Origin of the sequence: Streptomyces albofaciens JCM 4342 (assembly GCF_008634025.1) — a bacterium.
GTDB classification, from domain to species: domain Bacteria; phylum Actinomycetota; class Actinomycetes; order Streptomycetales; family Streptomycetaceae; genus Streptomyces; species Streptomyces albofaciens.
Genome location: NZ_PDCM01000001.1, coordinates 3970742 through 3992654, shown reverse-complemented (window position 1 = coordinate 3992654; position 21913 = coordinate 3970742). Strand labels below are relative to the sequence as shown.

Annotated in this window: 15 protein-coding genes and 1 pseudogene; 8 read left to right on the top strand and 8 right to left on the bottom strand. The window is 71.6% G+C overall.

Annotated elements, in window-relative coordinates; translation table 11 throughout:
• Positions 1 to 325: 325 nt before the first annotated feature.
• A complete protein-coding gene (locus CP973_RS17900; RefSeq protein ID WP_167538353.1) occupies positions 326 to 1192 on the bottom strand; it encodes an SCO4651 family lipoprotein in 867 nt (288 codons plus the stop codon).
• Positions 1193 to 1570: 378 nt separating this feature from the next.
• On the opposite strand from CP973_RS17900, the gene CP973_RS17895 reads away from it, so the two are divergent.
• Positions 1571 to 2866: a hypothetical protein gene (locus CP973_RS17895; RefSeq protein WP_150241890.1), complete on the top strand. Its 1296-nt coding sequence runs from the start codon at positions 1571 to 1573 to the stop codon at positions 2864 to 2866.
• Positions 2867 to 2969: 103 nt separating this feature from the next.
• On the opposite strand, the gene CP973_RS17890 is transcribed toward CP973_RS17895, so the two are convergent.
• Positions 2970 to 4949: an ATP-binding cassette domain-containing protein gene (locus CP973_RS17890; RefSeq protein ID WP_150241888.1), complete on the bottom strand. Its 1980-nt coding sequence runs from the start codon at positions 4947 to 4949 to the stop codon at positions 2970 to 2972.
• Between the two features lie 313 nt (positions 4950 to 5262).
• On the opposite strand from CP973_RS17890, the gene CP973_RS17885 reads away from it, so the two are divergent.
• The 4 genes and pseudogenes from CP973_RS17885 to CP973_RS17870 all read left to right on the top strand — a co-directional run bounded on the left by CP973_RS17885 (position 5263) and on the right by CP973_RS17870 (position 10177).
• Positions 5263 to 6735, top strand: a complete 1473-nt coding sequence (locus tag CP973_RS17885; protein WP_150241886.1) for a DUF5685 family protein — start codon at positions 5263 to 5265, stop codon at positions 6733 to 6735.
• A 477-nt stretch (positions 6736 to 7212) separates the two neighbouring features.
• Positions 7213 to 8638: pseudogene (locus CP973_RS17880) on the top strand (amino acid permease).
• Between the two features lie 66 nt (positions 8639 to 8704).
• Positions 8705 to 9715, top strand: coding sequence for an SMP-30/gluconolactonase/LRE family protein (locus CP973_RS17875; RefSeq protein ID WP_244409582.1), 1011 nt, complete (start codon positions 8705 to 8707; stop codon positions 9713 to 9715).
• 213 nt (positions 9716 to 9928) lie between these two features.
• On the top strand, positions 9929 to 10177 hold the full coding sequence (locus tag CP973_RS17870; protein ID WP_150241884.1) for a WhiB family transcriptional regulator: 249 nt from the start codon (positions 9929 to 9931) through the stop codon (positions 10175 to 10177).
• Positions 10178 to 10487: 310 nt separating this feature from the next.
• On the opposite strand, the gene CP973_RS17865 is transcribed toward CP973_RS17870, so the two are convergent.
• A complete protein-coding gene (locus CP973_RS17865) occupies positions 10488 to 11123 on the bottom strand; it encodes a rhomboid-like protein (protein ID WP_244409580.1) in 636 nt (211 codons plus the stop codon).
• Between the two features lie 385 nt (positions 11124 to 11508).
• Between CP973_RS17865 and CP973_RS17860 the strand changes: the two genes are divergently transcribed.
• Complete coding sequence (locus CP973_RS17860; RefSeq protein ID WP_208853204.1) at positions 11509 to 11859, top strand: hypothetical protein; 351 nt, start codon at positions 11509 to 11511, stop codon at positions 11857 to 11859.
• A gap of 126 nt (positions 11860 to 11985) precedes the next feature.
• Here CP973_RS17860 and CP973_RS17855 read toward each other — a convergent pair whose 3' ends face one another.
• The gene (locus CP973_RS17855; RefSeq protein WP_167538352.1) at positions 11986 to 12564 is read right to left on the bottom strand and encodes a C40 family peptidase; all 579 of its coding nucleotides are present in this window, start codon (positions 12562 to 12564) and stop codon (positions 11986 to 11988) included.
• A gap of 262 nt (positions 12565 to 12826) precedes the next feature.
• Positions 12827 to 13285 (bottom strand): OsmC family protein, encoded by a 459-nt coding sequence (locus tag CP973_RS17850; protein WP_150241880.1) that lies wholly within the window; start codon positions 13283 to 13285, stop codon positions 12827 to 12829.
• 563 nt (positions 13286 to 13848) lie between these two features.
• Here CP973_RS17850 and CP973_RS17845 point away from each other — a divergent pair.
• The gene (locus tag CP973_RS17845; protein ID WP_150241878.1) at positions 13849 to 14520 is read left to right on the top strand and encodes a hemopexin repeat-containing protein; all 672 of its coding nucleotides are present in this window, start codon (positions 13849 to 13851) and stop codon (positions 14518 to 14520) included.
• A 251-nt stretch (positions 14521 to 14771) separates the two neighbouring features.
• Here the strand turns inward: CP973_RS17845 and nirB are convergent, their stop codons facing one another.
• On the bottom strand, positions 14772 to 17630 hold the full coding sequence (nirB, locus tag CP973_RS17840; RefSeq protein WP_150241875.1) for a nitrite reductase large subunit NirB: 2859 nt from the start codon (positions 17628 to 17630) through the stop codon (positions 14772 to 14774).
• A gap of 220 nt (positions 17631 to 17850) precedes the next feature.
• Here nirB and CP973_RS17835 point away from each other — a divergent pair, with 220 nt between their 5' ends.
• Positions 17851 to 18597: a sirohydrochlorin chelatase gene (locus CP973_RS17835; protein WP_150241873.1), complete on the top strand. Its 747-nt coding sequence runs from the start codon at positions 17851 to 17853 to the stop codon at positions 18595 to 18597.
• 21 nt (positions 18598 to 18618) lie between these two features.
• Here the strand turns inward: CP973_RS17835 and pflA are convergent, their stop codons facing one another.
• Entirely contained in the window at positions 18619 to 19452 is an 834-nt protein-coding gene (pflA, locus tag CP973_RS17830; RefSeq protein ID WP_244409576.1) for a pyruvate formate-lyase-activating protein, read from the bottom strand.
• 111 nt (positions 19453 to 19563) lie between these two features.
• Entirely contained in the window at positions 19564 to 21822 is a 2259-nt protein-coding gene (gene pflB / locus CP973_RS17825) for a formate C-acetyltransferase (protein WP_150241872.1), read from the bottom strand.
• Between the last annotated feature and the right edge of the window lie 91 nt (positions 21823 to 21913).

Below are 21913 nucleotides of genomic sequence, written 5' to 3'. Positions count from 1 at the left end.
CCATGGCCCGCACCCGGCCCGTGCGCCGTCACCGCCCCGCTCCCGCGGTCACCGACCACGCCGGCGCCGCCGGACACCGCGTTTCCCACCCGCCTCAGTCTGCCACCCGCCCCCCGGGCCGGACGACCGCACCCCGCGACAGCACCCGCGGCCGCCTGTGACGCGACTCACTTCCGGGGCGCCGGGCGTACGGCCGGGCGCGCGGTCGGCCACACCCCGGACGTGCAGCCGGCCAAGCAGAAGCCGAGGGCACCGGCTCGTCGCCCGGTGCCCTCGGCGGGTGTCCGCATCAGCCCCTCATCCCTCAGGGCCGCGATGCGCGCCGCTACCCCTGCTGTGTCTGCCGACCTTGTTCTTGTTGAGCGGCTTTGACCGCCTTGTCCGTGATGTCCACGGTGTCCTTCGCGGGCGGCGCGGTGACGTTCACGTCCGTACCGAAGTCGCTGAACTTGAGCGTGGTGGTGACGGCGGTCCGCCCGCCGCTGTTGCCCTGCTGGCCGGCCCTGGGCTTGACCTCGACCTTTTCCTGGCGGAGCCGGCCCTGTCCGTCCAGCCAGACGTCGAGCGGCAGCCGGTCGCCGAGCTGGGCCCGCAGCTGCTTCGCCTGCCGCGCGTTGTCCTTGGCCAGCTCCGCCACGTCGACGGACACCTTGTAGTGGGTGGTGGCCGTGCCGTCGACGGTCTCGGTGCCGACCTTCTCGACGTCCTTGTCGCTGATGCCCTTGATGTAGTTGAAGGAGGACGTCGGGTCCTCGTACTGGGTGCTGCCGCCGGTCTGCCGGAGCAGCTTCTTCACATCCACCTTCAGCCACGACTTGCCCTGCGGCAGCTGCTTGCGCTGCGCGGCGGGCGGCTGCTGGTAGAGGATGCCCTCCACCATCCGCTGGTGAATCTGCGAGTTGCCGGTCAGCAGCACCAGCTCGCTGTTGCCCTTGGCCAGGTCCACCACGCCCGACCCCCGGACCTCGGCGTTCGTCCCGCCGCTCTGCGCCTTGGTGACAAGCGTCATCTTGGCGGTCCGGGCGTCCGTCGTCTTCTGGTGCGCGGCCCGTACCGCCTGCGGGCCGTCCGCCGCCCCGCCCGGCGCGGCGGGGGACGCGCTCTGCCGGTCCGAGGGCTTGCCCGATGCCTTGTCGTCCGTACCACCGCAGCCGGCGACGGCGGCCAGGGACAGCGCCCCCGCTGCCGCCACCGCTAAGAGACGCGGACGTGTGCTCGCTGTTCCCACTGTGACCTCCTGGTCGGAAATCCCGGTACGGGCCGGCGGTGCCGGGTACGCGGCGCCGCGCGTCATGCGGTTGCGAGTGCCCCGCGGTACGCGGATGAATCACGTGCCCCGGCACGACGGGAAGGGCGGACGGTCCTGCATGCCCCGGGGCAGCGCAGCGGCACGCTCGAACACAGAGTTGCCGGTAATGAGTTCGCCGATATCCCGACGGCGTTTCCCGGCCGCTTGCCCCGCGTAATTCAGCCAGTGCCCGGCATGGCCTGAACACCGTCGAACACGCCTTCCGCAATTGACGGCGCCACATACCGCGGGCAGCCTTGCGAGCACCGAAACAGCGACGAGATGGGGACGCGAGTGACCGCCAACGGCAATGGCAAGTCCACCGACGAACCGTACGTCATCACCGGCCGGGGGAAGGACGCCGCCCCCGCGAACGCCTTCTCCTTGTTCGCCGATATCAACTACAACGTGGGAGGGCCGCGCACCAAAATCCTCGTCATCCCGGTCAACGGCACGGCGAACAACTTCAGCGACTACGGCTTCGACCAGAGCGACGACGGGGTGAGCAGCGTCGTCAACAACACCGACCGGGACAACATCCTCTTCACGAGGACCAATCAGGGCGGCTCGCAGCTGCCCGTGTCCGCCAACTCCTCGGTCGCCGACCTGACGCGGACCCCCCTGTCCGGCAGCTCCACCGGCACCTGGAACGACCAGGCCCAGTCCGCGCTCGCCTTCAACAAGCCGGTGCCGCTGCCGGTGTTCACCGCTCCCCTGCCGAGCGCCCAGACCGAGGACCGCCGGCAGGCCGTCCAGGGCAAGGCGGCTCCCGACGTCCAGCAGGTGCTGCTGTACGAGGGGGCGAAGCTGCTGGGCACCTGCCCCGTCAAGGACAGCGCGTGGGAGTACGCCCCGGACACCGACTGGCCCCTCGGCCAGCACGACCTCTCCGCCATCGCCGTACGCGACGACGTGCAGTCCGGCAAGGCGCCCTTGCGTTTCTACGTCACCCTGCCGACGCCCGTGGTGGACATCAGGACCCCGCAGGAGGGCTCCGAGGTGGACAGCGGCGCCACCGTCGACGGGGTCGCCTTCCACGCCGACACGGTGACGCTCACCGAGGGCGGCAGCCAGCTCGGCAGCGTCAAGGTGACCACCAACCTCTGGAGCTTCGCCCGCGAGGGCGGCTGGTCGCCCGGAAAGCACAGTGTGACGGCGACCGCCGTCAGCGGCGGTCAGGAATCGGAGCCGGACACCGTCGATTTCACGGCGGTCAACAAGAATCTGAAGGTCGAGTTCACCTTCAATTCCTCCTGGCAGGACTGGCAGACCCACAAGTACATCCACTCCTACGACGTCACCCTGTACGCCGGCGAGACCGATGTGAAGCACTGGAATGTCGGCTTCGGCCAGCTCCCGGACGGTTCGGTCCTGGCCCCGGAATTCGAGACGAGCTTCTGGGGGCTCATCATCAGTGACGGCTCGGACGGAAACGTCGTGCTCGGTTCGCCTCCGGAGGGCGTTCACATCGTTCCGGCCAAGGGCAAGCTGACCATTCGTGTGCTGGTGCTCATTCCGACGCAGGACGACGCGTACAAGAAACTGTACGGCCTTTTCGCGAAGTCCCTGACGGAATAGCCGGCGGCTGCGCGCCCATGCGGCCGTGGGGTCCCGGACCGGGTGGTCCGGGACCCCACGGCGCGCCGCGCTGTCGCACGACCGTCCGTCCGCTGTCGCGCGGTCATCGGGGCCCTTCGCCGTCCGCGGCGCCCCGCGCCCCGGAGCCGTCCGGTGCGCCGGTCGCGTACTGGGCCGCCTGGATCTCGTAGAGGGAGCGGTAGTGGCCGTCGGTGAGCGCCATGAGCTGGGGGTGGGTGCCCTGCTCGATGAGGCGGCCGGCGTCGAGGACGTAGATGAGGTCGGCGCTCGCGGTGGCGGCGAGGCGGTGGGTGATCAGCAGGACGGTGGTGCCCCGGCCGGTGAGGGCGCGCAGGGCCCGGAACGTCTCGATCTCGGCCCGGGGGTCGAGCGCGGACGTCGGCTCGTCCACGATCAGCAGGGCCGCGTCCCGGTAGCGGGCGCGGGCGCCGCCGAGGCGCTGCCACTGCCCGCCGGAGAGCTCGGTGCCGCGCTCGAAGCCCTTGACGACCAGACTGTCCCAGCCGTGCGGCAGCGCCGTGATCATGTCCATGGCATCCGCGGCGTGCGCGGCCCGCTCGACGCGCCACTGGTCGAGCCGGCGGCCGCTGCGGCCGATGTGGATGTTGGCGCGGGCCGTCATGGGCCAGTGCGGGAAGTCCTGGGCCAGCAGCGCCACTTGGTCGAAGACCGCTTCGCGGTCGGCGTCGCGGGTGTCGGTGCCGTTCCACAGCAGCCGCCCGTCGCTGGGCAGGTACAGACCGGCGACGAGCTTGGCCAGCGTGGACTTGCCCGAGCCGTTGGCGCCGACCAGCGCCACGACCGTGCCGCGCGGGATGGTCAGGTCCACCTTGTCCAGGGCGGATGAGGCGGCGCCGGGGTAGGTGAAGGAGACCTTCTCCAGGCGGACCTCCTCCAGCGGCCCGGACAGCTCGTCCCCGCCGCCGGGGATGGCGTGCCGTTCGGCCAGGGTGCAGGCGTCCTCCCAGTCCTTGAGGTACATGGCCTCCTCGTAGAGCCGGTTGAACTGCATGACCAGCGCCATCAGGCCGGCGCTGGAGGTCCGTACGGCGATCACGGCGGTGCCCGCCACGGCCAGCGGCATGCCCCCGCCGGTCAGCAGCAGCCACAGCACGCCGTAGGCGCCCAGCGCCGCCAGGCCCGAACCCGCCGAGGCGGCGGTCTGGGTGGCGGCCTCCGCGCGGGCCAGCCGCTGCTGTTCGCGCTCCATCGTGCGGGACATGTCCGCGTACGCGTCCACCAGCAGGCGCCCGGCGCCGTGCACCCGGATCTCGGCCGCGCATGCCTGGTCGGTGAGCTTCTGGGTGATGACGGAGATGGCGCGGCGATGCTCGATCCAGGTGTGCCGGGAATCGTACTGGCGGCGGGCCGAGAGCACGGCGCTCCACGCCTTGGGCGCGGCCACCAGGAACAGCATCAGGACGAGCAGCGGGTGCAGCAGAAGCAGCACCCCGGCGGCGGCGAGCAGGCCGATCAGCGCGTTGAGGACGAGGATGGAGGAGCCGAGCATCATACGGATCGAGTCGGTGCCGAACCGGCCCGCGTCCAGGGCCCGGTGGACCTGCTGGTCCTCCAGGGCGGCGAGTTCGACGCGGATCACGCCCTGGTAGAAGCGGGCCGTGCAGACACGCTCGATCTTCGGCTCCAGCTGCCCGGAGGCCGCGGTGGACACCGCCGACAGCAGCGACGAGAACACCGCGACGACGGCCACGGCCGCCAGGGCGGGCAGCGCCTGGCGCAGCCGCGCGGGCGTGGGCCCGGCCGCGAACAGCGCGACGAGCACCTGGTTGGTGGCCACCAGCGTGAAGGCGCGCAGCACGCCCTGGCCCACCTCGGCGCCGAGCAGCGCCAGCAGCGCGGTGCGGTCCTCGCGCCAGGCGGCCCTGCCCACGGCGCCCATCATGGCGGGGAACTGGCGGGCCATCGTCCACAGGCCCATCCGCAGCAGCGCCATCTCGTGCCGCGTGAACGACAGGTCGTAGCGCAGGGCGCCGCCGAACAGCACCCGTTCGCTTTCGGACACCGGCAGCCCGGCGCGGTGCCCCGCGCGGCGGCTCTTCATCGCCCCTCCGGCCGTGCGGCGCGTGCGGTGCGGGTGCGGGCGGCCCGGGCGATGGGCGGGGCCGGGCGGGCCCGCGCGGGGGCCGGCCCGGTCGTCGCCGTCACGGCATCCTTCATGGCTGCTCCTCCGGCTTGGGTCGTCGTGCCTGCTGCTTGCCCCGTCCGGCCCGCCCCGGCACGCCCGCCGCCCGACCCGGCGGCCTCCTTCGCCGACCCCGCCCCACCGGCCACCGCCACCGGCCCGCGCCACGCCGGGTAATACGATTTCCAGCCACGACCGATCGTCATCGAAGTCTTACGGGGGTTTCTTCCACGTGTTCGGAATCGTCCGGCCCTGCACCCACCGCCTGTCCCAAGGACTCAAGGCGGAGTGGATGGCCCACCTGTGCGGGCTGTGTCTCGCCCTGCGCGCTGACCACGGACAGTTCGCCCGGGTGGTCACCAATTACGACGGGCTGATCGTGTCCGTCCTGACGGACGCCCAGACCGGCCGGACGGCCGGCCGGCGCCGGACCGCCGGGCCCTGCCCGCTGCGCGGCATGCGGACCGCCTCGGTGGCCAAGGGCGAGGGTGCCCGGCTGGCCGCGTCGGTCTCGCTCGTGCTCGCCTCGGCGAAGATCCGCGACCATGTCGCCGACCGGAACGGGATGCTGCGCCGCCGTCCCGTGGCCGCCGCCGCCCGCAAGGTGGCCGCCGGCTGGGACCGGGCCGGGGCGCGCACCGGCGCGACGCTCGGCTTCGACACGTCCGTCCTCGTCGACGCGGTCGACCGGCAGGTGGGCATCGAGGAACTGGCGGGCCCGGGCACGCCGTTGACGGTCATCACCGAGCCGACCGAGACGGCGACCGCGGCGGCCTTCGCGCACACCGCCGTGCTCGCCGGCCGGCCCGGCAACGCCGCCCCGCTGGCCGAGGCGGGCCGGCTCTTCGGCCGGCTGGCCCACCTGCTGGACGCGGTGGAGGACCGTACGGCGGACGCCGCCGAAGGCGCCTGGAACCCGATCACCGCCACCGGCGCCTCCCTCGCCCAGGCCCGCCGGCTGTGCGACGACGCGCTGCACGGCATCCGCCTCGCGCTGCGCGACGTGGAGTTCGCGGACTCCAAGCTGGTCCACGTCCTGCTGGTGCACGAGCTGCGGCGGTCGGTGGACCGGGCCTTCGGGACGGCGGCCTGCGCGCATCAGGGGCACGGGACGGGACCGTACGGGGCCGGACCGTACGAGGGCGGGACGGGAAACCCGTACGGCAACGGGTACGGCAACGGGTACGGGCCGGTCCAGCCCGGTCAGGCCGCGCCCGGCTACGGACAGACACCGGCCGGCGCCCCGTACGCCCACGGTCCGCAGCACCTGAACGGCCCGCAGAATCCGTACGCGACGGGCGGGCCGGTGCCGCCCGGGGGCGGCTCGGGTGCGGGATACGGCGGCGGGCCGGGCGGGTCCGGAGGCTCCGGCGGGTCCGGCGGGTCCGGTGACTCGGGCGGCGGCTTCGGTGGCTGGGACGGCGGCGGGCCCGGAGGCGGGTCCGGAGGCGGCGGGATGCCGAACCTCACTCCCCAGCCGCCGAAGAAGCCCCGGGGCCTCCTGGCCGGCTGTGTGGTCGCCGTCGGACTGTGCTGCACGTGCCAGGTGTGCTGCGCGTCGGAGTACGAAGGCGCGTGGTCGCGCAAGAAGCGCGAGGGCTGGTGCCAGCAATGCTGCGACAGCTGCGACTGCTGCCCCGACTCCTGTTGCTGTGACGGCTGCTGTGACGGCTGCTGCTGCGACGGGGGATGCTGTGACTGCTGATCTCGGCTGATCTCGCAAGAGCCACCGTTCGCTCTTCCCGCCCCGCCTCCGTTGCGTCGCTACGCTCCCGTAGCGACGCAACGGAGGCGGACGTACGTGTCGACGCGACCGGACAGGGACCGAACGCCGACAGGCCGCCCCGATCACCTACGGGGGCCGGCAGCCCATGGGAGCCGACATCCCATGGGAGCCGACATCCCATGGGGAGCGGCCCCCCACGGGGACCGGCCGCCCACGGGACACGTCACCCATCAGGACCGGCCACATATCCGGACATCCGGCCGGAAGATCCTCGACACGCGCGCCCCTCCGGTCCTTTCCTTGCGCCGACGGCTCGTCCATCCCGTACTGGAGGCAGCTTCCGTGACGCGCACCAGGCCACTTCGCCGCGACGGCCGGACGCCGTCCGGCTCCCCCGCCCCGGACGACCACGACTTCCTGCGCGAGCTGGGCTACACCCCGGTGCTGAAACGGCGGATGGGCCCCTTCGCGAACTTCGCCGGCTCCTTCTCCGTGATCTCCGTCCTGTCCGGCTGTCTGACGCTGTACGGCTTCGGGCTGGCCACGGGCGGGCCCGCGGTCATGATGTGGGGCTGGATCGGCGTCGGCATCATGGTGATGTTCGTCGGCGCCGGTCTGGCCGAGGTCACCAGCGCCTACCCGACCTCCGGCGCCCTGTATTTCATGGCCGACCGGCTCGGCGGCCGGCGCTGGGGCTGGTACACCGGCTGGCTGAACCTCCTCGGCCTGCTCGGCGCGATCGCCGGCATCGACTACGGATGCGCCCTGTTCGCCGGCGCGTTCGCCCGCCTCCAGTGGGGCTTCGAGCCCACACCCGGCTCCCTCATGGTCATCTACGTCTGCGTCCTCGCCCTGCACGCGGTGCTCAACCTCTTCGGGGTGCGCCTGGTCGGCATCCTCAACTCGGTCTCCGTGTGGTGGCACCTGGCCGGCGTCGCCCTGATCGTGGGAGTGCTGTGGCTGGTCCCGTCCCACCATCAGCCGGTCTCCTTCGTGTTCACCGCGTTCGTCAACGAGACCGGCTGGCACAGCACGCCGTACGTGGCGCTGATCGGCCTGCTGCTGGCCCAGTACACCTTCAGCGGGTACGACGCGTCGGCGCACCTGAGCGAGGAGACCACCGGGGCCCAGGTGAACGCGGCCCGCGGCATCGTCCGCGCCATCCGCTGGTCCTGGGCCGCCGGTTTCGTCCTGCTGGCCGGGCTCACCTTCGCCATCCAGGACTACGCGGGCGTACGGGACACCCCGACCGGGGTGCCGCCCGCGCAGATCTTCCTCGACGCGCTGGGCGTCAGCGGGGCGAAGGCTCTGCTGCTGGTGGTGATCGTCGCCCAGCTGTTCTGCGGCAACGCGGAGGTGGCGGCCACCTCGCGGATGGTGTTCGCGTTCTCCCGCGACGGCGCGCTGCCCGGCTCCGCCCGGTGGCGCCGGGTGTCCCCGCGTACGGGCACCCCGACCCGCGCCGTCCTCCTGTCCGTCGCCGTCGCCCTCGTCCTCGCCCTCCCTCTACTCCTCGGCGGCGTACGCGGCCGTGACCTCCATCAACATCATCGGCATCACCCCGGCCTACGCGATCCCCGTCTACCTGCGGCTGCGCCACCGCCGCAATTTCCGCCCCGGCCCGTGGAACCTGGGCCGCTGGGGCGTCCCGGTCGGCTGGGTGGCCGTCGTCTGGGTGGCCTTCGTGACCGTCCTCTTCTGCCTCCCGCAGTCCGCCCCCATCTCCCCGGCCACCTTCAACTACGCCCCCGTGGCCCTGTTCCTCGTCCTGGCCCTGGCCACCGCCTGGTGGGCCGTATCGGGCCGGCACACGTACGAACTCCCGCCCGCAGCCCCCGCATCCCCGGCCCCGCACCACGTCGGAAACCGGACCAAGTCCTGACCGCGCCGCCCACCGACCATCCCCTGCCCCTGGTAGGGGCCGCCGCACCCGGGTAGTCAGGGGGGCATGGCCAACACACAGGAGACGAACCGGATCCCCCTCCCCATGCCGCCGCTGCGGACCGTGCCGCTGGACGGGAGGGGCCCGGAAGACGTGGTGGTGGACGCGGTCGGGCGGGTGCTGACCGGGGTGGAGGACGGGAGGGTGCTGCGGCTGGACGCCTTCCCGAAGGGACCGCAGGGCGCGGCGGACACGGTGGCCGGCGCGCCGCGGACCGAGGTGATCGCCCGTACGGGCGGCCGGCCGCTCGGGCTGGAACCGCTGCCCGACGGCGGTGTCCTGGTGTGCGACGCGCGCCGGGGCCTGCTGCGCGTCGACCCGTCCGACGGTACGGTACGCACGCTCGCCGACACCGTCGACGGCGCCCCGCTGCGCTTCTGCAGCAACGCCACGGCGGCCGCCGACGGCACGGTCTACTTCAGCGTCTCCAGCCGCCGCTACCCGCTGGACGACTGGCTGGGCGACATCCTGGAACATTCCGGCACCGGGCAACTGGTCCGGCTGCGCCCCGGCGGCAGCCCCGAAGTCGTACTGGACGGGCTCCAGTTCGCGAACGGCGTCGCGCTGGCGCCGGACGAGTCCTTCGTGACCGTGGCGGAGACCGGTTCCCGCCGGCTGACCAGGCTCTGGCTCACCGGACCGCGGGCAGGCCGGCGCGACGTGCTCGCCGACGGCCTCCCCGGCTACCCCGACAACATGTCGCGCGGGTCCGGCGGCCTGTTCTGGGTGGCGCTGGCCGGGCCGCGCTCCACGAGCCTGGAACGCCTGCACCGCGGCAAACCGGCCCTGCGCCAGGCCGTGGGAAGCGTGGCCCGGCACGTCCGCCCACGGCCGGGCCCGCTCGTCGGCGTCCTGGCGCTCGACGCCTCCGGCCGCGTCGTCCACGACCTGCGCCGCCGCAGCCCCGACTACCGCATGGTCACCAGCGTCCACGAGCACGACGGCCACCTGATCCTCGGCAGCCTCCACGAACGCGCGCTGGCCGTGTGCGCATTCCCGCCCGCATCACGCGGTTGAATCCCGCACGCCAGGGAACCCGGGATTCCCAGGCTCCCCACGCGGTCCCGGACAACAGAGTTCCACACCGGCCGGCCGCGAGAGCCCGCCGCCCTCGGCGCCGGGCCGGCCGGTACGCCGCCCCATCGCGCGGACACGGCCCCGGTGCGTGCCGCCACGGAGCCTGCGGAATCCGACAACAATCTCCTGGCGACTCGGCGAGGGAAAGCAGACATGGAGTGGTGGGAACGAGCGGCGTGCCTGGACGAGGACCCGGAACTCTTCTTCCCCGTAGGAGTAACGGGCCCCGCCGCCCAACAACAAGCGGACGCCAAGGCGGTGTGCCGACAATGCCCGGTCACCTACGAGTGCCTGGAATGGGCACTGGAGACGGGCCAGAACTACGGTATATGGGGTGGTACGGACGAAGAGGAACGCCGAAAGCTGTGCGCCCGCCGCCGGCGGAAACGCTGGGCGGCCTGAGGGGATGCGGCACGGTCCCGGCGTAGCGCCGGGACCGCTGGCTGCCCGGCTGTTCCGCCCCACACCCCGTACGTGCCGCCGGCCGTCATTGTCCTGGCTGACCGGAGAGCAGGACAGTGGTGCCCCGCGGCAGGGTGCGGGCGGCAAGAGGAATCGCTCCAGGGCCAAGAGCGCTCCTTCTGGAAGGAACTGCCGCTCCTCGTCGTCATGGCCGTGCCGGCGCTACTGATCAAGCCCTTCCTGATCAAGCGGGTCCTTGCGGTCGGCGGTGACACGGTCGAAGGAGAACAAGAACCGGTGCAGAACATCTTCACCGCGTTCCGCGCTCCGGAGAGCCCTCCCGGAACCAGCGGGTACGCGAAGCCAGGACGCCGAGCCCCAGCGCCACCAGGTGCCCGGCGTCGGCCAGTTCCTGGTTGATGGTCCATGCGACGGCCAGGGCCGCGGTGAGCGCCGGCAGGCCGTAGCGCCGGGCGCGGTCGCCGCCCAGGGCCAGCAGGCACGCGACGGTGGCCACCAGGCCGTAGCTGATGCCGACGTCCTGCATGCGGGGCAGGGCGCCCGGCAGGTGCGCGAGCCGCATCAGCCACACCGCACCCTGGGTGAGCAAGGTCGCCGCCACGTGGCCGAAGAGGAACACGCCCAGGCCGCGCGCACTGCCCCAGCGCCACTCGGCGCGTCCGAGCGCCGCGGCCACCGCGCCTATGCCGAGCAGGACGGGGACCCCGTCGACCACCAGTCCACTGGTCAGCAGGGTCCACCACTTACCGACCTCGAAGTGGTGCACATTGCTGCTGTTGTGACGGATGAACCGCTCCTGCACGCGCAGCGGCTGGGCGGCCAGCCAGGCGGCGGTGACGGCGAGCAGGACGACGTACACCGTCGTCGCCGGCAGCCTCCGGGCCGCGGCCCACGGCCGGTTCCACACCTGCGCACGCGTTTCCACGTTCTTCGACCCCGCATTGACTCACGTCGTCATGGCCTGCCGGCGTCGGCAGGTGACGTTAAAGGATGGTTATGAGAGCGCCTTTTAGTTGCAGGAGCCGGCGGCGTTGCCGGACGCGCCAAGGGATGAGCGAGCAGCAGACAGATTGTAGGGCAGTATTCGCAGGATTCTTTCCTGGACGAGCCGCGCAGACCGGGTGACGAAGGCCACGAAACCGTCTTGCCGCCTCTCGCCATCTATCCGGACAGACATCATTCGCCTCTCATCCGGGCCGGAAACAATATGCGAGCCCCGCCGCGCTGTCCGACCTGTGCCGCCTGCGGCATTCCGGGAACCGGGGCTCCCTCGCGGCCCGGCTCACCGACCGCCCGAAAGAAAGCACCGCATGGAGCTCACCAGCAAAAAAGTGCTGCTCCTGGCCGCCCTGTCCGCGGCAGCACTCCTTGTCCTCACCATCTGGTTGTGGCCGCGCCTGTCCAAGCGCGGCTGGCGCGCGATTCTCGGCCGCGTCGGACTGCTGCTGGCGACCCAGCTGGCGGTTTTCGTCGTGATCGGCCTCTTTGTGAACCAGTCGATCGGCGCCTACGCCACGTGGGCGGATCTGTTCGGCGAAAACCAGAGACCTGGCACGGTGACCCATTACAGGACCGGGCCGAACGGCACCGAACTCAAGGCACTCGGCGGCGAGGGGCAGGACGTACCGGTCGGTCCTGACCGGGCCACTGGGCTGCGCTGACCGATGGCCGTCGGGTGTATTCCGACTGTCGCGATGCCACCGAGAATGTCGTAGCCCCTGATGTCATCGACGTGCCGGGGCCGGTGGCCCGCCACTCCGGGAACGTGGCGGGCCGCCGGGGCCCGGTCAGCCGGCCACCGGAGTGACGTAACCGCTGATCTTCTGGGTGCCGTTGGCCCAGCTGCCGACCTTGTAGGACTGCCAGGTGTGGGTGCTCACGCTGCCCGGGTTGCCCTGGTTGCCGCCCACCACGGTGATCTTCGAGCCGGAGATGCCCACCACGATCGCCACATGGTCGTCCTCGACGTCCCTGGTGTGCTGGTTGTAGAGGATCGCATCGCCGATCTTCGGCTTCGCGTGCATCGGGGCGTACCGGGTGAAGCTGGAGGCGAGGTCGTTGAGTTTGTGCATCCTGCCGCCGACGTGGTTCTTCCACCACACCCAGCCGACGAAGTCGGCGCACCAGGGGTGTGCCTCGGTGCCGTTGCGGCCGCAGCTGCCGGTCTGGTCCGTGCCCCGGCCCCAGAAGCTGCCCTTGCCGTTGAGGCCGCAGGGGCCCGCACCGACCTGCTTCTTGGCGGTGCCGGCTATCTTCGCCCCGAGTGAGGCGGCGTGGGCGTTCCCGGCGCCCGTGACGGCTAGCGCGCTGGTGGCGAGGAGGGTGATCGCGGCGCCCCGGGCCGCGATCGAGGTGACCTTGCGCATGGCTGACTCCATGGGTCGAGAGCCGTGATTCGCACGGCTGTTTCTGCTGGGACGGCAGAACTCTCGACGGGCCGGAGGGACGCGGCCAAGCGATTCACCGTCCGGGACGGTCCGGGACGCTCCGGGACCGTCCCGGACGCCGTCCGGCCAGCTCAGAGCGCTTGTCCACGCGGGGCCGGTGCCGGTGCAGCCCGCACCGGCGCCATGGTCGCCAGGTGTGCCGCGCGGTGCCGGGGCGATCGGCGGTCACCCGGCCGCCCGATTACCTGGTCACCACCGTGGTGGTCACCTCGACGGGAACCGACAGCGAGTTGGCGATGTAGCACTCACGGTGCGCCTGTTCAGCCAGTTCCCGGACCGTGGCCTCGTCGGTGCCGGCGGCCACCTGAACAGTGACCGCCAGGCTGATCGTCCCGAGGCGGGCGGGGTCGGCCGTCAGGTCGAGGTGGCCGGCTGCTTCGTCGTCGTACGACAGCACGTCGATGCCGGCGCGGGCGGCGACGGCGAGGAACGACAGCATCTGGCAGGACGAGGCGGCCATGAGGACGAGCTGCTCGGGGTTGAGCCGTTCGGCATCGCCCCGGAACGCCGGGTCCGCGCTCAAGGCCACTTCCGCGGCCGCGGGTGGTGCGGTGGCGATGTGGGCACGGGAGTAGGAGCGGATGCCTGCGGCGGTGGAACCGTTCCAGTGCAGGTGGGTGGCGTAGGTGTGCGGGCTCATGGCTGGACGGTAGGCGCCGGTTCTTTCGGCGGACGCCGAAACGTCGGCGGATGCCGGTGGTGGCCGCGCGGCGGCCGAAGGCCCTTGCCCGGTGGATGCCGTAGGCGGGCGGCCGGGGATGGTCAGGACGTGGGGGCCTGCGTCCTTCACCGGCCATCGGATAGAACCGCACGAACGCACTGCGCTGCCCACCGCACCCACCGCCCCCATCGCCCTCATCGCTCCGCGCTTGGCCCCGCACCCCCACCTCATGCCGACAGGGATACGGGGCCATCGTTCTTCGCGGTCCGGGGCCAAGGGCCTCAGGGCATCGTCAGCGGATCTGCACCTTCACCAGCGGGCGCGGTGGCGAGTGGGGCACGCGGGTGAAGCACGGGGCCATGGAGGGGGTTTGGGCGGATGTGGCATGGCTCGATCCGAATGGCGGAGTGGTGAGGAATGAGCCGGTGCGTGAGGGTGGCGTGACACCACCGCAGCGGGCTGGCAAGGTGACCTGACGAGATCGGACAGCCGCCGGCCGGCAGGCGTACACCAGACCCATCGACTGCGAGAGGGTGTGGAACGTGGCAGAGCAGACCGCTTCACCGGGATCCTTCTACCGGCGTATCGACGCCGTGGTGAGGGCCAAGGGCAACGACCCGATCACGTGGGTCCTCAAGGACAACTCCTACGTGCGCTACGACATGCGGGAGAACCACGGCTTCGACGGGTACCCGAAGCTCATCGAGGGCAACTGGCCCGGCCTGGTGGACACCTTCGGGCGCCGTATCGACGCCGCGCTCAACCGCCGGGACCAGCCGCAGATCGTGTACCTCTTCAAGGACAGCCAGTACGTCCGCTACGACCTGGACTCCGACAAGGTGGAGCCGGGCTACCCGCTCGGCATCGCGGAGGCGTGGAAGGGCCTGCCGCCGGACTTCCAGCTCGGCATCGACGCCGCCGTCAACCACCAGAGCGACCCGAACGTCAGCTGGATCTTCAAGGACGACCTGTACATCCGCTACGACGTTCCCAACGACAAGCTCCTCGGCGGGCCGACGCCCATCCTGCGCGGCTGGCGCGGGCTGCCGGAGAACTTCCAGCGGGGTATCGACGCGGCCGTCAACTCGGTGCTCGACACGGACAAGGTGTACCTGTTCAAGGACGACCAGTACGTCCGGTACGACCTGGTCAGCGACCGGACCGACAGCGGCTACCCGCTGCCGGTCGAGGGGAACTGGAACTTCTTCGGGTGATCCGCGCGGCATGACGCCCACCGCGGTACGACGCCCCGTCCGACCGGTCTCGGACGGGGCGTTGCCGCACCGGACGGCAGCTCGTACCGGCCGCTTCCTCGGCCGAGGGCCGTTGTCGGTGCCTTCCCCTACGATGCGTTGAGATGGTCCGCTCGGAGTGCCACCCGTGACGGGGAGGGCGTCATGGTGATGCCGCAGCGTGTGCTGTCCGGCCCGGTACCGCCCCCTGGCTCCCCGCCCGGACCGTCACGTCACAGCACCCGTACCGGATGCACCTCCAGTCGCTGGTTCTCGTCGTCCAGGCAGGCGCCCGTGCGCAGGTCGAAGCGTTGCTTGTACATGGGTGAGGTGACGACCGGCGCTCCGTCGACCGCGCCGTAGATGCCGCGGGAGATGACGTCCGCCTCGGAGACGGGGTCGGTGTCGGAGACGGCGAAGAGTTCGCCGTCCGGGGAGCGGAAGAGGGCGATCGGGCCCGGTTCGTCGCCGACGCGGACCGGTATGCCGCGTCCGGGTTCGAGGTCGTCCAGGAGGCAGACCGACCGCCAGTCGCCCTCGTGCGTACGGACCTGGACGTGGCCGGGGCCGGCCGGGCCGGTGGGGGCGGGGAAGGCGCTGGTGAAGCGGCGGAGTTTGGCCGGGTCTTCCAGGACGGCCTGCCATTCGTCCCGGTAGGCGTCGACGTGGCGCTGCATCTGGGATTCCAGTTCTTCGGCCAGGCCGAGGGAGTCGTGCAGGACGACGTCCCGTACGTGGTCGATGCCGCCGTCGATGCGCTCCAGCCACGTCGCGGTGCGTTCCAGGCGTTCCGCGGTGCGGATGTAGAACATGAGGAAGCGGTCGATGGTGCGGATGAGTTCCGCGTCGCCCAGGTCCTGGGCGAGCAGGTCGGCGTGGCGGGGCTTGGTGCCTCCGTTGCCGCCCACGTAGAGGTTCCAGCCCTTCGCCGTGGCGATGACGCCGACGTCCTTGCTCTGGGCCTCGGCGCATTCGCGGATGCAGCCGGAAGCCGCCAGCTTGAGTTTGTGCGGGGACCGCAGTCCGCGGTAGCGCAGTTCCAGCTCCACGGCCATGCCCACGGAATCGCGCTGCCCGAAGCGGCACCAGCGGGATCCGGCGCAGGATTTCGCGGTGCGCAGGGATTTGCCGTACGCGTGGCCCGATTCGAGGCCGGCGTCGACCAGCCTGCGCCAGATGTCCGGCAGCTGGTCCACGGTGGCGCCGAACAGGTCGATGCGCTGGCCGCCGGTGAGTTTGGTGTAGAGGCCGAATTCGCGGGCGATCTCGCCGAGCACGATGAGGTGGTCCGGGCTGATCTCACCGGCGGGCAGGCGGGGCACCACGGAGTAGGTGCCGTCCTTCTGGAGGTTGGCGAGGAAGAGGTCGTTGGTGTCCTGGAGGGCGGCCTGTTCGCCGTCGAGGATGTGGTGGAGGCCGAGTTCGGGGCCGAGGGTGGCCAGGAGCGAGGCGACGGTGGGGCGGCAGACCGCGCAGCCGTGCGGCGGCTTGCCGTCCGGGCCGGGTACGCCGTACTCCTTCGCCAGGCGGGAGAAGCTGTCGATGCCGGTCACCCGGACGATCTCGTACAGCTCGCGGCGGGTCTGCGTGAAGTCCGGGCACAGGCCGCCCGGTCCCGTCTCGATCCCCTCGGCCGCCAGTTGCGCTTCCATGATCGACGTCACGGCGCCGACGCAGCCGCCGCACTGGGTGCCGGCGCCGGTGCACTTCTTCACGGCGGCCAGGTCGTGCGCGCCGCCGCGGACCGCGTCGCGCAGGGCCTTCTTCGTGACGCCGTTGCACGAGCAGATCACCGCGTCGTCGGGCAGCACCGCGGTGGTGTCCACCGGGCCCGCTTCGCCGGCGGGCAGCAGGAAGGAGGCGGCCGGTCCGGGCAGCTGGGCTCCCACCAGGGGCCGCAGGGTGCCGTACGCGTCCGCGTCGCCGACCAGGATGCCGCCCATCAGCTTGCCGTCCGGGCCGAGCACCAGCTTCTTGTAGACGCCGGAGCCGGAGTCGGCCCACAGGACCGAGCCGCCGGCGTCCGGGGCGAAGGGGTCGCCGAAGGAGGCGACGTCCGCGCCCAGCAGTTTGAGCTTGGTGGAGGTGTCGGCGCCGGTGAAGCCGTTCTCCTTGCCGGTCAGGGTGTCCGCCAGGACTTCCGCCATCCGGTAGCCGGGGGCGACGAGGCCGTAGACGTGGCCGTCGGCGGCGCGGGCGCACTCGCCGAGCGCGTAGACCTCCGGCGCGGAGGTGCGGCACTGGGCGTCGATCACGATGCCGCCGCGGTCCGCGACGTCGAGGCCGGCGGTCCTGGCGAGTTCGTCGCGGGGCCGTACGCCCACGGAGAAGACGATGAGGTCGGCCTGGACGCTGCCGCCGTCCGACAGCGACAGACCGCGCACGCGGCCGTCGGCGCCGGTCCACACCTCGGTGATCGCCGCGTCGGTGTGCACGTGGACGCCCATCGCCTCGATGGTCCGGGCCAGTACATCGGAGCCGCCCCGGTCCACCTGTCCGGGCATCAGCCGTGGCGCGGCCTCCACCACGCTCGTCTCCAGGCCCAGCGAGCGCAGGGCGCCGACCGCCTCCAGGCCCAGCAGTCCGCCGCCGACGACGGCCGCGGTGCGGGCGCCGCGCGCCGCTTCCCGGATGGCCCGGACGTCCTCGACCGTGCGGTAGACGAAGCAGCCGGGCGCGTCCCGGCCGGGGACCGGGGGGACGAAGGCGTACGAGCCGGTGGCCAGCACCAGCGCGTCGTAGTGCCAGGCCGCGCCGCGGCGCGTGGTCACCGTGCGGGTGGCGGTGTCGATGGCGGTGGCGGGGTCGCCGAGGCGCAGGGTGATGTCGTGGCGTGCGAGGAAGCCGGGGTCGGCGAGGTTCAGTTCTTCCGGGGTGGTCCCGGTGAACAGCGAGGACAGGTGTACGCGGTCGTAGGCGCGGCGCTCTTCTTCGGCGAGGACCACCACGCGCCAGCGTTGGCCGTCGCCCGGGTCGTCCGCTCCGTCGGGACCGGCGAGCGCGTCGCGTACGGCCAGTTCTTCCAGCAGCCGTTGGCCCACCATGCCGTGACCGACGAGAACGAGAGTGGGCCGGTCGGTGGATGACAGCATGAAGCACTCCTGTAGCTGCTCGGCGACGGGTCGCGTTTTCCGTTGTTCCCCCGACTGCCGCCCGAAGCCCGCGCCTTCCCGGGCCGCAGCGGATTCAGGCTATGCCCGCCCCGAATCCGTACCCCGCGCCGAACGGCCTCTTGATCAGGGCCGGTCGTCCCCCGGAAGCCGGGACCAGCGGTGCCTTATCGGCGGCGGGGACAGTCGTTAGCGTGACGCCATGGCCTCTTCCGCACCTGTATTGATTGCCGCCGCTCACGGCAGTCGCGAGGCCCGGGCGCAAAGGGAAACGGACCGGTTGCTGACGGAAATCCGCGCGCTGCGTCCGGAACTCCGGGTGGAAAGCGCGTTCTTCGATATTCACGGGCCCACCGTCGATGAGGCCGTGGCCGCCCTGCGCGGTGCGCCGGCCATTGTGGTGCCTTTGCTGCTGGGCGCGGGATTTCATTTCACCGTGGACCTGCCCGCTCTGCTCGGGCCCGCCCGTGCCGCGAAACCGCTCGCTCCGCACCTGCTGCTGACCGAAGCGCTGGCGTACCGCCTTCAGGAGGCCGAGGCCCGCGCCGGCTTTCCGGCGGACGCCGTCGTGCTGGCCGCCGCGGGTTCGCGCCGGCCCGGCGGCAATGACGGCTGCTACGCCGTTGCCCGGCAGCTGGGTACGGCCCTGCGCGCCCGGCGGAGGGCCCCCGTCCCGGTACGCCCGGCCTTGCTGTGCGCCGGGCGCGAGGAGGACCGGTCCCTGGCGCGTACGGCGCGGGACCTGCGTGCCGAGGGCCGTACCCGTATCGCGGTGGTCCCCTACCTGATGGCTCCGGGGCGCTTCTCCGACCATCTGGCCGCGGAGGCCGAGCGTGCGGGGTGCGTGTGCACCGCCCGCCCGCTCGGCTCCCAGGTCGCCATGGCGCGCCTCGTCCTGGCCCGCTTCGACGAGGCCCGGAAGGGCCACGGGGCTCCCCTGGCGGCCTGAAGGCCACCGCGGGCCCGCCCCTCACACCGCCGTGAGCCCCGCCCCCGCGAAGATCTCCCGTGCCGTCGCCAGCTGCGACGCGGTGGGCGTCGGGGTGTCCCGCAGGGTGAAGTCCAGGCCGAGGCGCTCCCATTTGGAGGCGCCGAGCTTGTGGAAGGGCAGCACGTCCACGCGGGTCACGTTGCCGAGCGAGGCGGCGAAGGCCGCCACACCCTCGATGTTGGCCGGGTCGTCGGTCAGTCCCGGGACGAGTACGAAGCGCACCCACACCTCTTTGTCCAGCCGGGCCAGCCGCCGCGCGAAGTCCAGGGTGGGGCGCAGCCGCCGGCCGGTGAGCCGCTGGTAGAGCCCGGGGTGCCAGGACTTGACGTCCAGCAGTACGAGGTCGGTGTCCCGCAGCAGCGCGTCGGTGGCGCGGGCGCCGAGGTAGCCGGAGGTGTCCAGGGCGGTGTGCAGGCCCAGTTCGTGCTTGAAGCGGTGGAGGAGTTCGCCGGCGAAGACCGGCTGGAGGAGCGGTTCGCCGCCGCTGAGGGTGGCTCCGCCGCCCGCGGTCCGGATGAACGCCCGGTACTTCGCCGCCTCGGCCACCATGGCGTCGGCCAGGACGCGCTTGCCGTCGCGCATCTTCCAGGTGTCGGGGTTGTGGCAGTACAGGCAGGCCAGGGGGCAGCCGGCCAGGAAGGTCACGAAGCGGGTGCCGGGCCCGTCCACGCCCGTGGACAGGTCCCAGGAGTGCACCGAACCGGCCACCGGGCGGTGCTGGACCGCGGCGGCAGGGGTGAGGGCCTCCTGGGCCGTCACCCCGGAAAGGGGCGGGGTGCGTACGGGGATCTCGGCCCCGAGCGGAACTGCCATGTCAGGCTCTCCTGGGGTGGTGTCGCCCGGGTGCGGGCGAGGTGAAGGACACGGCGCCGGTGCCGGGGTGAGGGCCCGGCACCGGCGCCGTGGACCGGGGGACGGGCGCCGTCACAGGGCCCCGTGGAAGGTGCGGTTGATGACGTCGAGCTGCTGCTCACGCGTCAGCCGTACGAAGTTCACCGCGTAACCGGACACCCGGATCGTCAGCTGCGGGTGGTTCTCGGGGTGCTCCATGGCGTCCTCCAGGGTCGCCCGGTCCAGCACGTTGACGTTCATGTGGAAGCCGCCGCCCGCCATGTAGCCGTCCAGCACGCCCGTCAGGTTCTCGATCCGCTCCCGCTCGGTGCGGCCGAGCGCGTCCGGCGTGATGGTGTTGGTCAGCGAGATGCCGTCCTCGGCGTCGTCGTACGGCAGCTTGGCGACCGACAGCGCGGAGGCGAGGTAGCCGTGCTCGTCGCGGCCGTTCATCGGGTTGGCGCCGGGCGCGAAGGGCTCGCCCGCCGGGCGGCCGTCCGGGGTGGCGCCGGTCTTCTTGCCGTAGACGACGTTGGAGGTGATGGTCAGCACGGACTGGGTGTGCACGGCGCCCCGGTAGGTGGGGTGCTTGCGCACCTTCTGCATGAACGTGTGCACGATGTCCTTCGCGAACCGGTCCGCACGGTCGTCGTTGTTGCCGTACGCCGGGTACGTGCCCTCGGTCTCGTAACCCGTGACCAGCCCGGTCTCGTCGCGGATGGCCCGCACCCGGGCGTACTTGAGCGCCGACAGCGAGTCCGCGGCGACCGACAGTCCGGCGATGCCGCAGGCCATGGTGCGCAGCACGGTGCGGTCGTGCAGGGCCATCTCCAGGCGTTCGTAGGCGTACTTGTCGTGCATGTAGTGGATGACGTTCAGGGCGTGGACGTAGGTCTCGGCCAGCCATTCCAGCATCGCGTCGTAGCGCTCGGCGACGGTGGCGTAGTCCAGGTACTCGCCCTCGACCGGCTCGAAGCCCGCCACGACGGTCTTGCCGGTCATCTCGTCCCGGCCGCCGTTGATGGCGTACAGCAGGGCCTTGGCGACATTGACGCGGGCGCCGAAGAACTGCATCTGCTTGCCGACCGCCATGGCCGACACGCAGCAGGCGATGGCCGTGTCGTCGCCGTACTTGGGCCGCATCAGTTCGTCGGACTCGAACTGGAGGGCCGAGGTGTCGATGGCGACCTTCGACGCGAACTCCTTGAAGCCGCCCGGCAGGCGCGGCGACCAGAAGACGGTCAGGTTGGGCTCGGGGGCCGGGCCCAGGTTGTAGAGCGTCTGGAGGGCGCGGAAGGTCGTACGGGAGACGAGCGGGCGGCCGTCCTCGCCGATCCCGGCCAGCGACCAGGTGACCCAGGTCGGGTCGCCCGAATACAGCTCGTTGTATTCGGGGGTGCGCAGGAACCGCACGATGCGCAGCTTGATGACGAAGTCGTCGATCAGCTCCTGCGCGCGCTCCTCGTCCAGGACGCCGCGCTCGATGTCGCGCCGGAGGTAGATGTCGAGGAAGGCGTCGATGCGGCCGATCGACATGGCCGCGCCGTTCTGCTCCTTGACGGCGGCCAGATAGCCGAAGTAGAGCCACTGCACGGCCTCGCGGCCGGTGGCGGCGGGCCGGGAGATGTCGTAGCCGTACGAGGCGGCCATGGCCTTCAGCTCGCCGAGCGCCTTGATCTGCTCGGCGATCTCCTCGCGCTCCCGGATCACGTCCTCGGTCGGCCACCGCCCGTCGGCGTCGGCCCGGGCGGCCTGCTTGTCCTCGATGAGCCGGTCGACGCCGTAGAGGGCGACCCGGCGGTAGTCGCCGATGATGCGGCCGCGGCCGTAGGCGTCGGGCAGGCCGGTGATGATGCCGGCGGAGCGGCAGGCGCGGATCTCGGGCGTGTACGCGTCGAAGACGCCGTCGTTGTGGGTCTTGCGCAGCCGGGTGTAGATCTCCCTGACCGCCGGGTCCGGCTCGTAGCCGTACGCGGCGAGGGCGCTCTCGACCATCCGCCAGCCGCCGTTGGGCATGATGGCGCGCTTGAGCGGGGCGTCGGTCTGGAGGCCGACGATCAGGTCCCGCTCCTCGTCGATGTAGCCGGGCGCGAACGCGTCGATCCGCGACGGGGTGCTGACGTCCACGTCGTGGATGCCCCGCACCCGCTCGTCGGGGAACATGCCGAGCAGCTTCCGCCACACCGCGGTGGTGCGCTCGGTGGGGCCGGTGAGGAAGGAGGCGTCGCCCTCGTACGGGACGTGGTTCCGCTGGACGAAGTCGCGGACGTCGATGGTGTCGCGCCACGCGCCGCCGTCGAACCCTTCCCAGGCCGTGCCGTCGGTCGTCTTCTCCAGGGGTGTGGCGGTCATGGTGCGCACCTTCCGAATCGCTGTGCCTGCGCTCCCCTCCATTGCACTCCCGCGCGCCGTCTCCCCTGGTCGGCGATGGTCCCGACCCGAA